Source organism: Komagataeibacter saccharivorans, assembly GCF_003207825.1.
In the GTDB taxonomy this organism is placed as follows: domain Bacteria; phylum Pseudomonadota; class Alphaproteobacteria; order Acetobacterales; family Acetobacteraceae; genus Komagataeibacter; species Komagataeibacter saccharivorans.
In genome coordinates this window covers 98,772-112,843 of record NZ_NKTY01000006.1, presented here as the reverse complement: position 1 = coordinate 112,843, position 14,072 = coordinate 98,772, and the positions used below count along the sequence as shown (strand labels likewise).

At 62.9% G+C, this 14,072-nt stretch carries 11 protein-coding genes; 3 read left to right on the top strand and 8 right to left on the bottom strand.

From position 1 onward, the window contains the following. Positions 1-15: 15 nt before the first annotated feature. Entirely contained in the window at positions 16-1,839 is a 1,824-nt protein-coding gene (gene glmS, locus CFR79_RS05850; protein ID WP_110547223.1) for a glutamine--fructose-6-phosphate transaminase (isomerizing), read from the bottom strand. Further along, a complete protein-coding gene (glmU, locus tag CFR79_RS05845; RefSeq protein ID WP_110547222.1) occupies positions 1,839-3,206 on the bottom strand; it encodes a bifunctional UDP-N-acetylglucosamine diphosphorylase/glucosamine-1-phosphate N-acetyltransferase GlmU in 1,368 nt (455 codons plus the stop codon). The genes glmS and glmU overlap by 1 nt, the downstream gene beginning before the upstream one ends. A 117-nt stretch (positions 3,207-3,323) precedes the next feature. On the opposite strand from glmU, the gene CFR79_RS05840 reads away from it, so the two are divergent. Continuing rightward, the gene (locus tag CFR79_RS05840) at positions 3,324-4,001 is read left to right on the top strand and encodes an HAD hydrolase-like protein (protein ID WP_181417366.1); all 678 of its coding nucleotides are present in this window, start codon (positions 3,324-3,326) and stop codon (positions 3,999-4,001) included. A gap of 4 nt (positions 4,002-4,005) precedes the next feature. Here the strand turns inward: CFR79_RS05840 and gyrB are convergent, their stop codons facing one another. The 6 genes from gyrB to mutM form a co-directional block, all read right to left on the bottom strand. Continuing rightward, the gene (gene gyrB / locus CFR79_RS05835; RefSeq protein WP_102324334.1) at positions 4,006-6,552 is read right to left on the bottom strand and encodes a DNA topoisomerase (ATP-hydrolyzing) subunit B; all 2,547 of its coding nucleotides are present in this window, start codon (positions 6,550-6,552) and stop codon (positions 4,006-4,008) included. Positions 6,553-6,564: 12 nt separating this feature from the next. Further along, positions 6,565-7,689, bottom strand: a complete 1,125-nt coding sequence (recF, locus tag CFR79_RS05830; RefSeq protein ID WP_110547221.1) for a DNA replication/repair protein RecF — start codon at positions 7,687-7,689, stop codon at positions 6,565-6,567. 22 nt (positions 7,690-7,711) lie between these two features. Then, positions 7,712-8,836, bottom strand: a complete 1,125-nt coding sequence (gene dnaN, locus CFR79_RS05825; RefSeq protein WP_110547220.1) for a DNA polymerase III subunit beta — start codon at positions 8,834-8,836, stop codon at positions 7,712-7,714. 113 nt (positions 8,837-8,949) lie between these two features. Then, positions 8,950-10,407, bottom strand: coding sequence for a chromosomal replication initiator protein DnaA (gene dnaA / locus CFR79_RS05820; RefSeq protein WP_110547219.1), 1,458 nt, complete (start codon positions 10,405-10,407; stop codon positions 8,950-8,952). A gap of 347 nt (positions 10,408-10,754) precedes the next feature. Beyond that, on the bottom strand, positions 10,755-11,024 hold the full coding sequence (gene rpsT, locus CFR79_RS05815; protein WP_102324338.1) for a 30S ribosomal protein S20: 270 nt from the start codon (positions 11,022-11,024) through the stop codon (positions 10,755-10,757). A 104-nt stretch (positions 11,025-11,128) separates the two neighbouring features. After that, a complete protein-coding gene (gene mutM, locus CFR79_RS05810) occupies positions 11,129-12,010 on the bottom strand; it encodes a bifunctional DNA-formamidopyrimidine glycosylase/DNA-(apurinic or apyrimidinic site) lyase (protein WP_110547218.1) in 882 nt (293 codons plus the stop codon). Positions 12,011-12,039: 29 nt separating this feature from the next. On the opposite strand from mutM, the gene CFR79_RS05805 reads away from it, so the two are divergent. Next, positions 12,040-12,837, top strand: a complete 798-nt coding sequence (locus tag CFR79_RS05805) for a class I SAM-dependent methyltransferase (RefSeq protein WP_102324340.1) — start codon at positions 12,040-12,042, stop codon at positions 12,835-12,837. Continuing rightward, complete coding sequence (coaBC, locus tag CFR79_RS05800) at positions 12,837-14,063, top strand: bifunctional phosphopantothenoylcysteine decarboxylase/phosphopantothenate--cysteine ligase CoaBC (RefSeq protein WP_110547217.1); 1,227 nt, start codon at positions 12,837-12,839, stop codon at positions 14,061-14,063. The genes CFR79_RS05805 and coaBC overlap by 1 nt, the downstream gene beginning before the upstream one ends. Positions 14,064-14,072 lie beyond the last annotated feature (9 nt).

The window sequence follows — 14,072 nt, the reverse complement described above, 5'->3', positions numbered from 1 at the left end:
GTTAAGCGTCTGTGTCTATTCAACAGTGACGGATTTCGCCAGGTTGCGCGGCTGGTCCACATCCGTGCCCCGCAGCAGTGCCACCTCATAGGCCAGTATCTGCACGGGAATGGTCTGCAGGATCGGGGCCACGAATTCATCAACCGTCGGAATCGCCACCACACATTCCGCAATATCGCGCAGGCGGGGCGCGCCCTCCATATCCGTAAACACCAGCAGGCGGCCACCACGGGCTTTGGCTTCCTGCAGGTTGGACAGGGTCTTGTCGAACAGCGGTCCCGAAGGCACCGTCGCCACGACCGGCACCGTGCTGTCGATCAGCGAGATGGGGCCATGCTTCATTTCGCCCGCCGCATAGGCTTCCGCATGGATATAGGAAATTTCCTTGAGCTTCAGCGCCCCCTCAAGGGCTACGGGGAACATTGCCCCCCGCCCCAGATAGAGGACATCGCGCGCTTCGGCCACGATGGCGGCCATGCGGCGGATTTCGTCATGCCGTTCGAACACTTCCGTCGCCTTGCTGGGCAGGTCGAGCAGGTGCGTGACCATGCTTTCTTCCTGTGTCGCATCCAGCAGTCCCCGTGCACGGCCAAGGGCAATGGTCAGGCAGGCCAGCACGGAAAGCTGCGCAGTAAAGGCCTTGGTGCTGGCGACCGAGATTTCAGGCCCGGCCACGGTGCCCAGTACGGCGTCGCTTTCCCGCGCCATGGTGCTCTGCTCAACATTCAGCACCGATACGATGTGCTGACCGGCGGCGCGCATGCCGCGCAGGGCGGCGAGCGTGTCCGCCGTCTCACCGGACTGGGAAATGAGCAGCCCGAGCCCACCCTGCGCCAGTGGCGGATTGCGGTAGCGCATCTCGCTCGCCACATCGATATCGACAGGCAGGCGGCCATACTGTTCGATCCAGTACCGTCCGATCATGCCTGCATAAAAAGCGGACCCGCAGGCCGTCACCACCGCGCGCGGCACGCTGGCAAGGTCGAAGGGCAGTTCGGGCATCACGACCCGGCGGGTCGCCGGGTCGATCAGGCGCTGCAGGGTCTGGCCGATCACGACCGGATGTTCGTGCAGTTCCTTTTCCATGTAATGCCGGTAGCCGTCCTTGCCCACGGCGGCTGCGATCAGCGCGGTCACCTTGATCGGGCGATCGACCTGATTGCCCGCCATGTCAAAGAACGTGGCCCCTTCGCGTGTGATCACCGCCCAGTCGCCATCATCCAGATAAGCGATGCGGCGGGTCAGCGGCGCGAGGGCGAGGCTGTCCGAACCAAGGAACATCTCGTTATCGCCAAAACCGACCACCAGCGGGGCGCCGTGGCGCGCGCCGATCACCATGCCATCGTGACCGGCGAAGATCATGGCCAGTGCGTAGGCCCCTTCGAGCCGTTTCAGGCAGGCATGCGCGGCCTCACGCGGGGAAAGGCCGCGCTGAAGGTGGTAGTCCACCAGTTGCGCAATGGTTTCGCTGTCGGTTTCGGTGGAGAAAACCTGACCTGCTTCTTCAAGCTCTCGGCGCAGTTCCTCGAAATTCTCGATAATGCCATTATGCACGACCGAAACCCGTTCCGTCCCGTGCGGGTGGGCATTGTTTTCCGTGGGCGCGCCATGGGTGGCCCAGCGCGTATGCCCGATACCTGTCACGCCGGGCAGCGGCATGCGTGCCAGCAGGGTCGCCAGATGGTCCAGCTTGCCCGCCGCGCGACGTCGTTCGACCAGCCCGTGTTCCAGTGTCGCGATGCCAGCGGAATCGTAACCACGATATTCCAGACGGCGCAGGGCATCAAAAATAACCGGCGTGGCCTGATTGCTGCCGACAACCCCTACTATGCCACACATCAGCCCTGTTCCTTCTTGTTCTTCAGTTTTTGACGGAATGCCTGCGCATATCCGTCCCTGTTGGACTGGCGGGCACGACCAAAGGCCATGGCCCCGTCAGGCACGTCCTGCGTGATCACGCTGCCTGCAGCCGTGATGACACCATCGCCCACCCTTACCGGGGCCACCAGCACCGAATCCGAGCCGATGAAGCTGTCGGCCCCGATTTCCGTCTGGTGCTTGAACACGCCATCATAATTGCAGGTAATGGTGCCCGCGCCGATATTGGCCCCACTACCCACCGTGGCGTTGCCCAGATAGGTCAGGTGACTGGCCTTGGCCCCGGCCCCCAGCGTCGTGGCCTTGATTTCCACAAAGTTGCCTACGCGCGCGCCCTCACCCACATCACTTCCGGGGCGCAGGCGGGCATAGGGGCCGATACTGGCGTCCGGACCGACAACAGCGCCTTCGACATGGGAAAAGGCATGGATTTCCGTGCCGCGCCGTATATGCACGCCGGGGCCGAACACCACATGCGGGTGGACAACCGTATCAGGTTCCAGCACCGTATCCACGCACAGAAAAACGGTATCGGGTGCAATCAGGGTCGTGCCTGCCGCCATGACCGCCTGACGCAGCCGGGCCTGCACGCAGGCTTCCGCCATGGCCAGTTCGGCGCGGGAATTGATGCCCCGCAACTCATCCTCGGGTGCTACGACAGCCCGCACGCGGCCTCCGTCGGCTACGGCGCACGCCACCACGTCGCCCAGATAATATTCGCCCTGTGCGTTGTCGTTGCGGATTTCAGACAGCCAGCGGCGGAAATCGCCCGCACTGGCGCACAGCACACCGGCGTTGCACAGGCCGATGGCACGTTCCTGCTCATTGGCATCAGCCCATTCCACAATGCTCGTGACCTGATCATCCTGCATGACGACACGGCCATACCGCCCCGGATCAGCCGGTTCCATGGCCAGAAGGGCCAGCGCCGTATCATCGCGCCGTTTGCGCTCCAGCAGCGCGCGCATCGTGCCTGACGTGATAAGCGGGTTATCACCATACAGCACCGCGACATCCCCGGTCCCGAATGCTTCTTCCGCCTGTCGTGCCGCATGGCCCGTGCCAAGCCGGTCATGCTGGACCACCACGGCATGAGGCGCGGCAAGGGCGGCCACATCCTCCATGCCGGGACCGACAACCACAACGATCCGGTCAAATACCTGCGCTGCGTTATCGATCAGGTAACGCAGCATGGGCTGCCCGGCCAGCGGATGCATGACCTTGGGCCGTTCCGATTTCATGCGCGTGCCCCGGCCCGCGGCGAGAATGACGGCTGTCGACATGGAAGAAGCCGGGGAGGATACTACGGTATCTGTCTGGGTATTCATGGCATTGTGCGCGTACTCCGCTGCTGACCGCCCTGTCAAACCCTTATCCGTGCGCGCTATCATCACTTAGAATTTCCGATTGCTACTTCAGCATTCCGACCGTCAGAGGAACCCATCATGACCGTCTCCCTGCCCCGTCTGGCCGTGTTCGATATGGATGGCACGCTGATCGACAGTCTTCCCGATCTAGCCGCCTGTGCCAACCGTCTCCTGTCGCATTACGGCCTGCGCCCCATAACCCCGGACCTTGTACGCCCCATGATCGGCGACGGGGTGACGGTACTTGTCGCCCGCCTGCTGGACCATGCAGGACCGGCTGCGGCCAGCATTGACCGGACGGAAGCCGTAACCCGCTACATGGCTGACTATACGCCCCATTCAACCGACCTGTCCCGCCCCTTTCCCGGCACGATCGGCATGCTGGAAGGGCTGCGCGATGCAGGCTGGCACATGGCCGTATGCACCAATAAACCCGTGGCCGCCGCACGGCATATCCTGAAGGTTCTGGATCTGGAGAACTGGTTCATCGCCGTTGGCGGTGGCGACAGCTTCAGCACCCGCAAGCCTGACCCGCGCCACCTGCTGGGCACCATAGAACTGGCCGATGGCAGCGCGCACCGTGCCATCATGACTGGCGATCATCATAACGACATCGCCACCGCCATCGGCGCGGATGTGCCAGCCATCTTCGCCCGCTGGGGCTATGGCCGCCCGGAAATGGAGGCGGGCGCCACGGTCGGGGCCGATTCCATTTCCGAAATCACGCATCTGGCGGGTGAACTGCTACCCACCTGACCGATCAGACATCGAGATTGGCGACCTTCAGCGCATTGCCAACAATAAAGTCCCGACGCGGCTCGACCACATCCCCCATAAGGGTGGAGAAAACCTGAGCCGCGTTTTCCACGTCGCCAACCCGGACCTGCAGCAGCGTGCGCATAGCGGGGTCGAGCGTGGTTTCCCACAACTGCTCGTCATTCATTTCACCCAGGCCCTTGAAGCGGTTGATCGACAGCCCCTTGCGCCCCTGCGCCAGAATCCGCTCATACAGCGAAGCCGGGCCGTTGAAGCTATGGGCGCTGCCATCCAGCAGCAGGTCCACCGGCCTGCCGAAATCGGCCAGCAGCCGCTCATGCCGTTCCGCCAGCCAGCGCACTTCCGCGCTGCGCAGGGCAAGGCTTTCGAGCCGGTAGACTTCTCCCACACCGCGCACGCTGCGCGCCATTTCCAGCCCGCTTTCGCTGGCGGCGATTTTCCAGCCCCGTTCGGCCGGCGGCGATACCGCATCCAGACGGGCCTGAAGATCGACAACGCGTTCCGGCACCGCCTGAATATCCGCGCGCAGCACACCGGCAATGGCCGCCTGCTCCAGTACCCATACCGGCACACGGGATGACAGGCGTGAAAGCGCACGGGTTACGTCGCGGATGAACAGTACGTCTGCGCGCATGGCGTCACCATCAACCGTACGGCCATCGGCATAACGCAGCGACGCATTGGCCAGCGCCTTGTCCAGCAGGTAGGATTCAAGGGCGGCATCGTCCTTCAGATACCGTTCGTCATTACCACGCTTGGCGCGGTACAGCGGCGGCTGGGCGATATAGAGATACCCGTTTTCGATCAGTTCCGGCATCTGACGGAAGAAGAAGGTCAGCAGCAGGGTACGGATATGGGAGCCGTCAACGTCAGCGTCAGTCATGATGACGATGCGGTGGTAGCGCAGTTTCTCGATCGAAAAACCACCATGTTCCACATCACCACGCCCGATGCCCGTGCCCAGCGCCGTAATCAGCGTGCCGATTTCAGCCGAACCCAGCATGCGGTCGAACCGCGCGCGCTCGACATTCAGGATCTTGCCCTTCAGCGGCAGAATCGCCTGAAAACGCCGGTCGCGTCCCTGCTTGGCAGTCCCACCGGCCGAGTCACCCTCGACGATGAACAGTTCGGAGCGTGAGGGATCGCGTTCCTGACAGTCCGCAAGCTTGCCCGGCAGAGATGAAATATCCAGCACCCCCTTGCGCCGGGTCAGTTCACGCGCACGGCGCGCGGCTTCACGCGCGGCAGCGGCATCCATCACCTTCGCCACGATGTGACGGGCTTCCTTGGGATGGGTTTCAAACCAGTGGGCGATCATGTCCGCCGCCGCAGCATGCACTACCGGCTGCACTTCGGAGGAGACCAGCTTGTCCTTGGTCTGGGACGAGAATTTGGGGTCCGGCACCTTGACCGACAGCACGGCGGTCAGCCCCTCGCGCATGTCCTCGCCATTCAGGGCGTGGCTGTCCTTCTTGCTGGCATTGGCTTCGGCATAGCGGCCCACCACGCGGGTCAGGGCCTGACGGAAACCGGCCAGATGGGAACCGCCATCACGCTGCGGAATGTTGTTTGTGAAGCACAGCATCGTTTCATGGAAACTGTCGTTCCATGTCAGGGCGAATTCAACCTTGATGCCGTTTTCCTCGTTCTGCAGGCTGCCGGTAATGGGGGGCTCGACAATCGCGTTCTTGCCCTGGTCCAGCCATTCGACAAAGGCGCACAGACCGCCTTCATAAAAGAAATTCTCTTCGCGCGCGGGGCTATGCCGTTCATCGCGCAGCACGATCCGCATGCCGGAATTGAGAAAAGCCAGTTCCCGCAGGCGTCTTTCAAGAATCGGGAATTCAAATTCGACCTTTGCAAAGGTCTCGGCACTGGGCTTGAACGTGACCTGCGTGCCGCGCGGCTCGGCGCTTTCGCCCACAACACGCAGCGCCTCATCGCGTTCGCCGCCACGGAAGCGGATCACATGTTCCTTGCCTTCACGCCAGATGCGCACTTCCATCCATTCGGACAGGGCATTCACCACGGCGGCGCCCACGCCATGCAGGCCACCCGACACCTTGTATGAATTCTGGTTGAACTTGCCACCGGCATGCAGCTTGGTCAGCACGACCTCGGCAGCGCTCACCCCTTCCTCGTGATGCATGTCAGTGGGAATGCCGCGTCCGTCATCACGCACGCTGACACTGCCATCGCCATTCAGCGTGACGGTGCAGCAGGTTGCGAAACCGGCCTGGGCCTCGTCCACGGCGTTGTCGATGATCTCGAACGCCATATGGTGCAGGCCGGAGCCGTCATCGGTATCGCCAATATACATGCCGGGGCGCTTTCGCACCGCATCCAGTCCCCGCAGAACCGAGATGGATGCCGCATCATAGTCAGCCGGGGGAACGATGCCGCCCTCGACCTCGACATCGGGTTTCTGATCGGGACTGGATTGATCGGACATGCCGGCAGATGCTCCACAGCGCATAACAATAAAATAACTGAACGCATTATAGCCCGAACCGGGTGACGGAACCAGCATTCCTCACCGGAATCATGCACCGTGAGCAAGATTACCTTCACCCGACGTTACGAATTCCGCAGTTTCACGCAACGGTGCGAATTGTTCAGGGTCCGTTCCCGTCAGCATGACGCCCGTATCCATCCGTTCAATGGCGCGAAACAGGGCAGACCGCCGCATATCGTCCAGATGTACCAGCGGTTCATCAAGCAGCAGCATCGGGGCCCGCCCCCGGCAGGCTGTCAGGGTCCGGGCATGCGACAGGACAATCCCCACCAGCAGCGCCTTCTGCTGGCCGGTGCTGGACAGATGCGCGGACCGCCCGGTCAGACGGTCAGCCATACGCAGATCGGTACGATGCGCACCGAAACGGCTGCCGCCCCGCTGGCGATCCAGTGCGCGTGCCTGCGCCATCTGCTCGGCCAGCCAGTCTTCCACCGCAAGGGCCGGCGAGACATCCAGCCGGGCGGCTATGGTGCAGTCGAGTTCCAGCAGGGCGGCGGGGAAACCGTCCTGCGTGGCCAGTTCATCGGCATTCAGCCGGGCGACCATATCGCTGCGCGCCGCAACGGCAGCAACAGCATGACGCGCCATGGTCCGCTCCAGCGCCGTCAGCCAGTCGGTATCCGCCGTGCGCTGCGCCAGCAGACGGTTACGCTGCACCATCGCCCGCTCATGGGCGGCGAGTTCACGGCCATGTCCGGGTTCAAGGGCCAGTACCAGACGGTCCAGAAAACGGCGACGACCGCCTGCCCCTTCCTGAAACAGGCGATCCATCTGCGGTGTCAGCCAGACGGCTGCAAAATGTTCGGAAAGGGCATCCCGGTTACGCTGGGCCTGTCCATCGATATGGAATACCCGGCGTTCGGGACGCAACGGGTCGGCTCCGGTCGCAAGCTGGACGGACAGGGCGTCATCCCCATCCATGCCCGCAACCTGCGCCACAACGCCCCACAGGGTTGCGCCATGGCGGGGCAGTTCATCCATCCGGGCGCCCCGCAGGCCACGCCCCGGCACCAGCAGCGACACCGCTTCAAGCAGGTTGGTCTTGCCGCTGCCATTCGGCCCGGTAACGACGGTAACCTGCCGTTCCGGCTGCCACGAAAGATGCCGGTAATTACGGAAATCCGTCAGCGCCAGCCGTGTTATCCAGGCCATGCGACCTGAAAACCGCGTGCGATCACACGCGCATCGGCATCAGCACATACAATGCGGACGGACTGTCCACATCACGCACGATGGTCGGCGCTGAACTGTCGGAAAAAGCGAATTCCACTTCCTTTTCCACCTGATCGGTAATGTCGTTCAGGTAGCGGGCCTGAAATCCGATCTCGATCGGGGCAGCGTCGTAGGAGACGTGGTTTTCATCCAGTTCTTCCGTCGCCGTGCCCTGATCCTGACTGGCGGCGGAAAGAGTAAGCAGGTTGGGCGTCATGCTCAGCTTGACCGGGCGCGAACGCTCCTGACTGATCGCGGCCACACGGGCCACGGCATCGGAAAAGATCTTCTTGCCCACACGCAGGATCTTGTCATTTCCGTGCGGAATCACGCGCTCATATTCCGGAAAGGTTCCGTCGATCAGCTTGGAAGTCAGGGTGATGCTGCCAATGGAGAACTGGATACGGGTATCGGACAGGGTCACGTCCACCTGCTCCGCCCCTTCATCAAGCAGCTTGCGCAGCTCCCCCACGGTCTTGCGCGGCACGATCACGCCCGGCATGCCCGCGCTGCCCGCAGGCAGGTCGGTTTCGACACGGGCCAGACGATGCCCGTCCGTGGCCACCGCGCGCAGCACCGGCCCCGCATCGCCTTCGGCCACATGCAGGAAAATACCGTTGAGGTAGTAGCGCGTCTCTTCCGTGGAAATGGCGAAACGGGTGCGGTCGATCAGACCACGCAGCACGGTGGCAGGAATACGGAATTCATGCGGCAGGCTGCCCGCCATCATGGACGGAAAATCGTCCACGCTCAGCACATTCAGGCTTGTCGCGAACCGCCCTGCCCGCAGGCCCAGCGGCGCATCGCCCCCGGCGTGATCCAGTTCGACCAGCGCACCATCGGGCAGCTTGCGCACAATTTCATACAGCACCGCGGCAGGCGCCGTAACAGCGCCATCACGCAGCGTTTCCGCCGCTACGCGCTCGACAACCGCGATTTCCATGTCGGTCGCCGTCAGGGTCATGGCGCCATCGACGACGTTGATCAGCACGTTCGCCAGAATGGGGATCGTATTGCGCTTCTCGGCAACGCTCTGGATATGGGCCAGTGCCTTGAGCAGCGTTACGCGGTCAGCCTTCAATTTCATCGGTACGATATCCTCCACACCCCGCTGCGTCCGCCCATACGAACATGCGGGGCCGACATATCTAGCAGGCGGGGGTTACAGCGGTAAAGGGGTGCGCGAACGGGAAATGCCCGTCAGCTTTCAAGCATGCGGCGCAGCAGTTCCACATCCTCGGCAAAGGCGGGGTCCTGTTCCATCAGTTCCGTCACGCGCGATACGGCGTGCATGACCGTGGTGTGGTCACGATTGCCGAACTTGCGGCCGATTTCGGGCAGGGAACGGCTGGTCAACTGCTTGGCCAGATACATCGCCACCTGACGCGGGCGCGCCACGGCCCGCGCCCTGCGGGCGGAAGACATGTCGGTCAGGCGGATATTCCAGTGTTCGGCCACCTTGCGCTGGATTTCCTCGATGGTGACGCGCCGGTCATGCGCCTTGAGGATGTCATGCAGCACATCCTGCGTCGCCTCCAGCGTGACGGGGCGACCAAACAGGTTGGCATGGGCGATCAGGCGGTTCAGCGCGCCTTCGAGCTCACGCACGTTGGACGTGATCTTGTGCGCAAGGAATTCCAGCACCTTGGCTGGCACCATGACGCCAGAGGCCGTGGCCTTGGCTTCCAGAATGGAAATACGCAGCTCAAACGTGGTGGCGTGGATATCCGCCACCATGCCACAGCCAAGACGCGTACGCAGCCTGTCCTCCAGCCCCGACAGGTCGGAGGGGGACTTGTCGGCGGAAACGACGATCTGCCGCCCGGCGTCAACCAGCGCATTGAAGGTATGGAAGAATTCTTCCTGCGTGTTGTCCTTGCCGATCAGGAACTGGAGATCGTCGATCATCAGCACATCGACCGAGCGCAACTGCTCCTTGAACTCCATCGTGGACTGGGAGCGGATGGCCGCGATGAAGCGGTACATGAACTTTTCAGCCGACATGTAGGCGACTGAAACCCGCCCCTCACGCAGTAGCTCGGCACCGATCGCATGCATGAGATGCGTCTTGCCCAGCCCGACGCCACCATACAGAAACAGCGGATTGAATCCGGGGCTGGAGGGCCGCTCGGCCACGCGGCGTGCGCAGGCGTAAGCAAACTCGTTCGGCTTGCCGACCACAAAGGTATCGAAGGTAAAGCGGGGGTCCAGCGGGGCGGCCAGATCGCTGCGGACCTCGGCCTGACGCGGTTCCTCGACCGGTGCGGGTGCTGCCGCCAGCGCTGGCGGCCTGGCATGCGCTACGGGAATATCCGGCGTGGGCGCGTCCTCGCCCACGGGCTCAGCCGGCGCGGCATCCGGTCGGGCGACCTGAAGTTCCACGCGACGGATGGCGGGCACTTCGGCATTCCACAGCGTGCCAAGACGGTCACCATACTGCCCGCGCACCCAGTCACGCAGGAATCGGGTGGGCAGGTAAAGGGTGATCTCGTCCTCATCCACCGGGCCGACCGTGATCTGGCGTAGCCACGTGCGGTATTCGACTTCACCGACTTCGACCTTCAGCCGTTCGCAGATGCGCGACCAGTGAATGGCGAGCACGCTTTTCTGTGCGTTGGCTTCCGCAACCGCGTCATAGCCTTCCAGTCCGCCCGTCATATCCGCTCCCGGCTACATAGGGCACGCGCAGCCAGCACCTGCCGCCCGTACCCCCGCTCATTCATACAGTCTGCAACGCCGTCAATCCCGCGCAAGGCGGCCAGTCGCACAGGATACGACCCACCACCCTGACCTGCTGGCCAAGATTACCGATGACGTTGAAATTATCCGCGTAAACTAGAGCAGGGAATCGGACGAAGCAACGGGAATCTGCCCCGGATTCGTCAAAACCCGATCACAGCGGGACGACATGAAAAACAAAAAAGGCCGCTATCACCACTAATGGCGATATACGACCTTCTTCATTACTTCCGTGATTCTTTCAGATGAAAGAAACCGGTCGTATTTTACGCCGCAGCAAGAGACTTGATGCGGGCGGACAGGCGGGAAATACGGCGGGCAACGGTGTTGGCATGCAGCACACCCTTGCCGACCGCACGCTGCAGTTCCGGCTGGGCTGCGCGCAGGGCAACAGCGGCGTCGTCCTTCTTGCCCGAAGCGATCGCCACTTCGACCTTCTTGACGAAGGTGCGCACGCGCGAAAGGCGGGCCGTGTTGCGGGCGTTGCGACGTTCGTTCTGACGGATGCGCTTACGCGCGGAAGCTGTATTGGCCATTGCTCTCAGTTCATCTGCATAAATCAGGTTACGGCGGTCCGCCACCCGATCGTTGCGGACATCCCATATCAGGCTGGCGATCTAGTCCACCCTGACGGCATTCGTCAAGACAAGTCTTTACCAAAATCGTTTTCATCAGCCTGCAGGCGCGGACAGAAGAAGGTGGACCGCCCGGACTGGGTGATCCGCACCACACCGTCACACCCCGGCGGACCGGGACACTCCGGGCATCCCGTCCCCTCACGCCCATAGACGCGCCAGGCATGCTGAAAATAACCCAGTTCCCCGTCCGGTTGCACATAATCACGCAGGCTTGACCCGCCAGCGGCGATCGCTTCTTCCAGCACGATGCGTATCTGGGTGACGAGGCTGGCATATTCCGCCTCACTTACATCCCCTGCCGCGCGTGCGGGATGGATGCGCGCCCGGAACAGGGCTTCGGATACATATATATTACCCAACCCCGCCACGACGCGCTGATCCAGCAGCAGGGCCTTGATGCTGCTGCGCCGCCCCCTGCCCTTCTGCGCAAGCCATGCGCCATCAAAGCGGTTGCCCAGCGGTTCCGGCCCCATGCCAGCCAGCAGACGATGGGTTTCCACCTTGTCCGCCGCGACCAGATCGACCATGCCGAACCGGCGCGGATCGACAAGCCCGCAACGCGCGCCCTCGCGTGTTTCGATAACCAGATGTTCATGCCGGGCGGGCGGGACCACGGGTTCATCCGCATCCGGGCGCGACAGCACGATGCGCCCCGACATGCCCAGATGCAGCAGCGCAACCATGCCGCCCGACAACGTTATGAGAATATATTTGCCACGCCGGGCGAATCCATCCACCCGCCGTCCCGACAGTGCTTTGGCCAGGCCGGGCGGAAATGGCCATCGCAGGCCGGTATGGTGCGTGCTGGCGTGGGAAATTGTGTGACCTTCAAGATGCACTCGCATCCCGCGCATCACAGTTTCGACTTCAGGGAGTTCCGGCATGGCCTCATCTGGGGTTATACCTGTGCATCATGACCGACAATAGCCAGCCATACCATCCCTCCCCTTCCGCAGGCCGTCCCGATGACCGCCACGCGGATACCACCGATTTCGGCTTCCGCGATGTGCCATTGCGGCAGAAGAAATCCCTCGTCCGCGATGTCTTTGACAGCGTTGCCTCCAAATACGACATCATGAACGACGTGATGTCGCTGGGCATCCATCGCGCGTGGAAGCGGATTTTCGTCAACGAACTCGCCCCCCACCCCGATCTGTCCCTGCTCGACCTGGCCGGGGGCACGGGCGATATCTCGTTCGGCTGGCTGCGCGGTGGCGGCGGTCCCGCCATCCTGTCCGACATCAATGTAAGCATGCTGACCGTTGGCCGTAACCGGGCGCTGGACCGTGGGCTGGTTTCGGGCCTCAACTTCCTTGCCGTCGATGCGGAAGCGATTCCGCTGGCTGACAACTCGGTTGACCGCGTGTCCATCGCCTTTGGCCTGCGCAACTGCACGGACAAGCTGCAGGTCCTGCGCGAGGCACGGCGCATCCTGCGACCGGGCGGGCGGTTCCTGTGCCTTGAATTCTCCCGCGTGCAGGTGGCGGCCTTCGCGCCGGTTTACGACGCATGGTCCTTCCATGTCCTGCCCCGCATGGGGGCGGCCATTGCGGGCGACCGCGAAAGCTACCAGTATCTGGCCGAAAGCATCCGCATGTTTCCCGATCAGGAAACGCTGGCGGACATGATGCGCGAAGCGGGGCTGGAACGCGTAAGCTACCAGAACCTTTCCGGTGGAATCGCGGCCATCCATTCCGGCTGGCGCATCTGATGACGGGGCGGGCGGATCGGTCTGTCCTGCTGATCGTATGCGGGGGAATCGCCGCCTACAAGGCGCTGGACCTGATCCGCAGGCTGGGTGAACAGGGCATACGCGTCCGCACGGTCCTGACGGAAGCGGGCGCGCGATTCGTCCCCCCCATGGCGCTGCAGGCCCTGAGCGGGGAACGTGTCTTCACCGACCTGTTCTCCCTGACCGATGAGAGCGAGATGGGACATATCGCCCTGTCCCGCGCCAGTGACCTGATCGTGGTCTGCCCCGCCACCGCCAACATGCTTGCCCGCATGGCCACGGGACAGGCCGACGATCTGGCCACCACCGTCCTCCTGGCCACCGACACACCCGTTCTGGTGGCACCGGCGATGAATGTGCGGATGTGGGGACACCCCGCCACGCAGGCCAATGCCGCCACGCTGCGGGCGCGCGGCGTGGAATTCGTGGGGCCTGACACAGGACGCATGGCCTGCAATGAAACCGGGCCGGGACGACTGGCGGAGCCTGACGCCATCCTTGCCGCCATCATGCACAGGCTGGATGGGGAACGCCCGCTGGCAGGTCGCAGGGCGCTTGTCACGGCAGGCCCCACGCATGAACCGGTTGACCCGGTGCGCTACCTCGCCAACCGTTCATCGGGCACGCAGGGCTATGCCATTGCGCGCCTGCTGGCGGAAGCGGGCGCGGATGTCACACTGGTCAGCGGGCCGACCACCCTGCCCGACCCGCCCGGCATGCATGTGATACGCATCGAGACGGCACGGGAAATGCTTGCGGCCTGCACCAGCGCCCTGCCATGCGACATTGCCGTATGCGCCGCCGCCGTGGCGGACTGGCACATTGCCGCCGCCACGCAGAAAATCAAGAAAACGGATGACGGCAGGCCGCCCGAACTCCGCCTCAGCCCCAATCCCGATATTCTGGCCACGCTCAGCCGGTCTGCATCCGCGCGTCCGCGTCTGGTCATCGGTTTCGCGGCGGAAACCGAACATGTCATTGCGCACGCCACCGCCAAGCGCCTGCGCAAGGGATGTGACTGGATCGTCGCCAATGATGTCAGTCCGGCCACCGGCATCATGGGCGGGACGGAAAACGAGGTGACACTGATCGACGCCAGCGGGGCCGAACACTGGCCCCGGCTGGACAAGACACAGGTCGCCCGCAGGCTGGTCGCGCGAATCGCCACATTCATGCATACACAACCTGAGACTGAAATTACCTGACGGACCCCT

Excerpts from the sequence above, each read along its gene's own strand:
- glmS (WP_110547223.1), bottom strand. The coding sequence starts at position 1,839 with ATGTGTGGCATAGTAGGGGTTGTCGGCAGCAATCAGGCCACGCCGGTT.
- glmU (WP_110547222.1), bottom strand. The coding sequence starts at position 3,206 with ATGAATACCCAGACAGATACCGTAGTATCCTCCCCGGCTTCTTCCATG.
- CFR79_RS05840 (WP_181417366.1), top strand. The coding sequence starts at position 3,324 with ATGACCGTCTCCCTGCCCCGTCTGGCCGTGTTCGATATGGATGGCACG.
- gyrB (WP_102324334.1), bottom strand. The coding sequence starts at position 6,552 with ATGCTGGTTCCGTCACCCGGTTCGGGCTATAATGCGTTCAGTTATTTT.
- recF (WP_110547221.1), bottom strand. The coding sequence starts at position 7,689 with ATGGCCTGGATAACACGGCTGGCGCTGACGGATTTCCGTAATTACCGG.
- dnaN (WP_110547220.1), bottom strand. The coding sequence starts at position 8,836 with ATGAAATTGAAGGCTGACCGCGTAACGCTGCTCAAGGCACTGGCCCAT.
- dnaA (WP_110547219.1), bottom strand. The coding sequence starts at position 10,407 with ATGACGGGCGGACTGGAAGGCTATGACGCGGTTGCGGAAGCCAACGCA.
- rpsT (WP_102324338.1), bottom strand. The coding sequence starts at position 11,024 with ATGGCCAATACAGCTTCCGCGCGTAAGCGCATCCGTCAGAACGAACGT.
- mutM (WP_110547218.1), bottom strand. The coding sequence starts at position 12,010 with ATGCCGGAACTCCCTGAAGTCGAAACTGTGATGCGCGGGATGCGAGTG.
- CFR79_RS05805 (WP_102324340.1), top strand. The coding sequence starts at position 12,040 with ATGACCGACAATAGCCAGCCATACCATCCCTCCCCTTCCGCAGGCCGT.
- coaBC (WP_110547217.1), top strand. The coding sequence starts at position 12,837 with ATGACGGGGCGGGCGGATCGGTCTGTCCTGCTGATCGTATGCGGGGGA.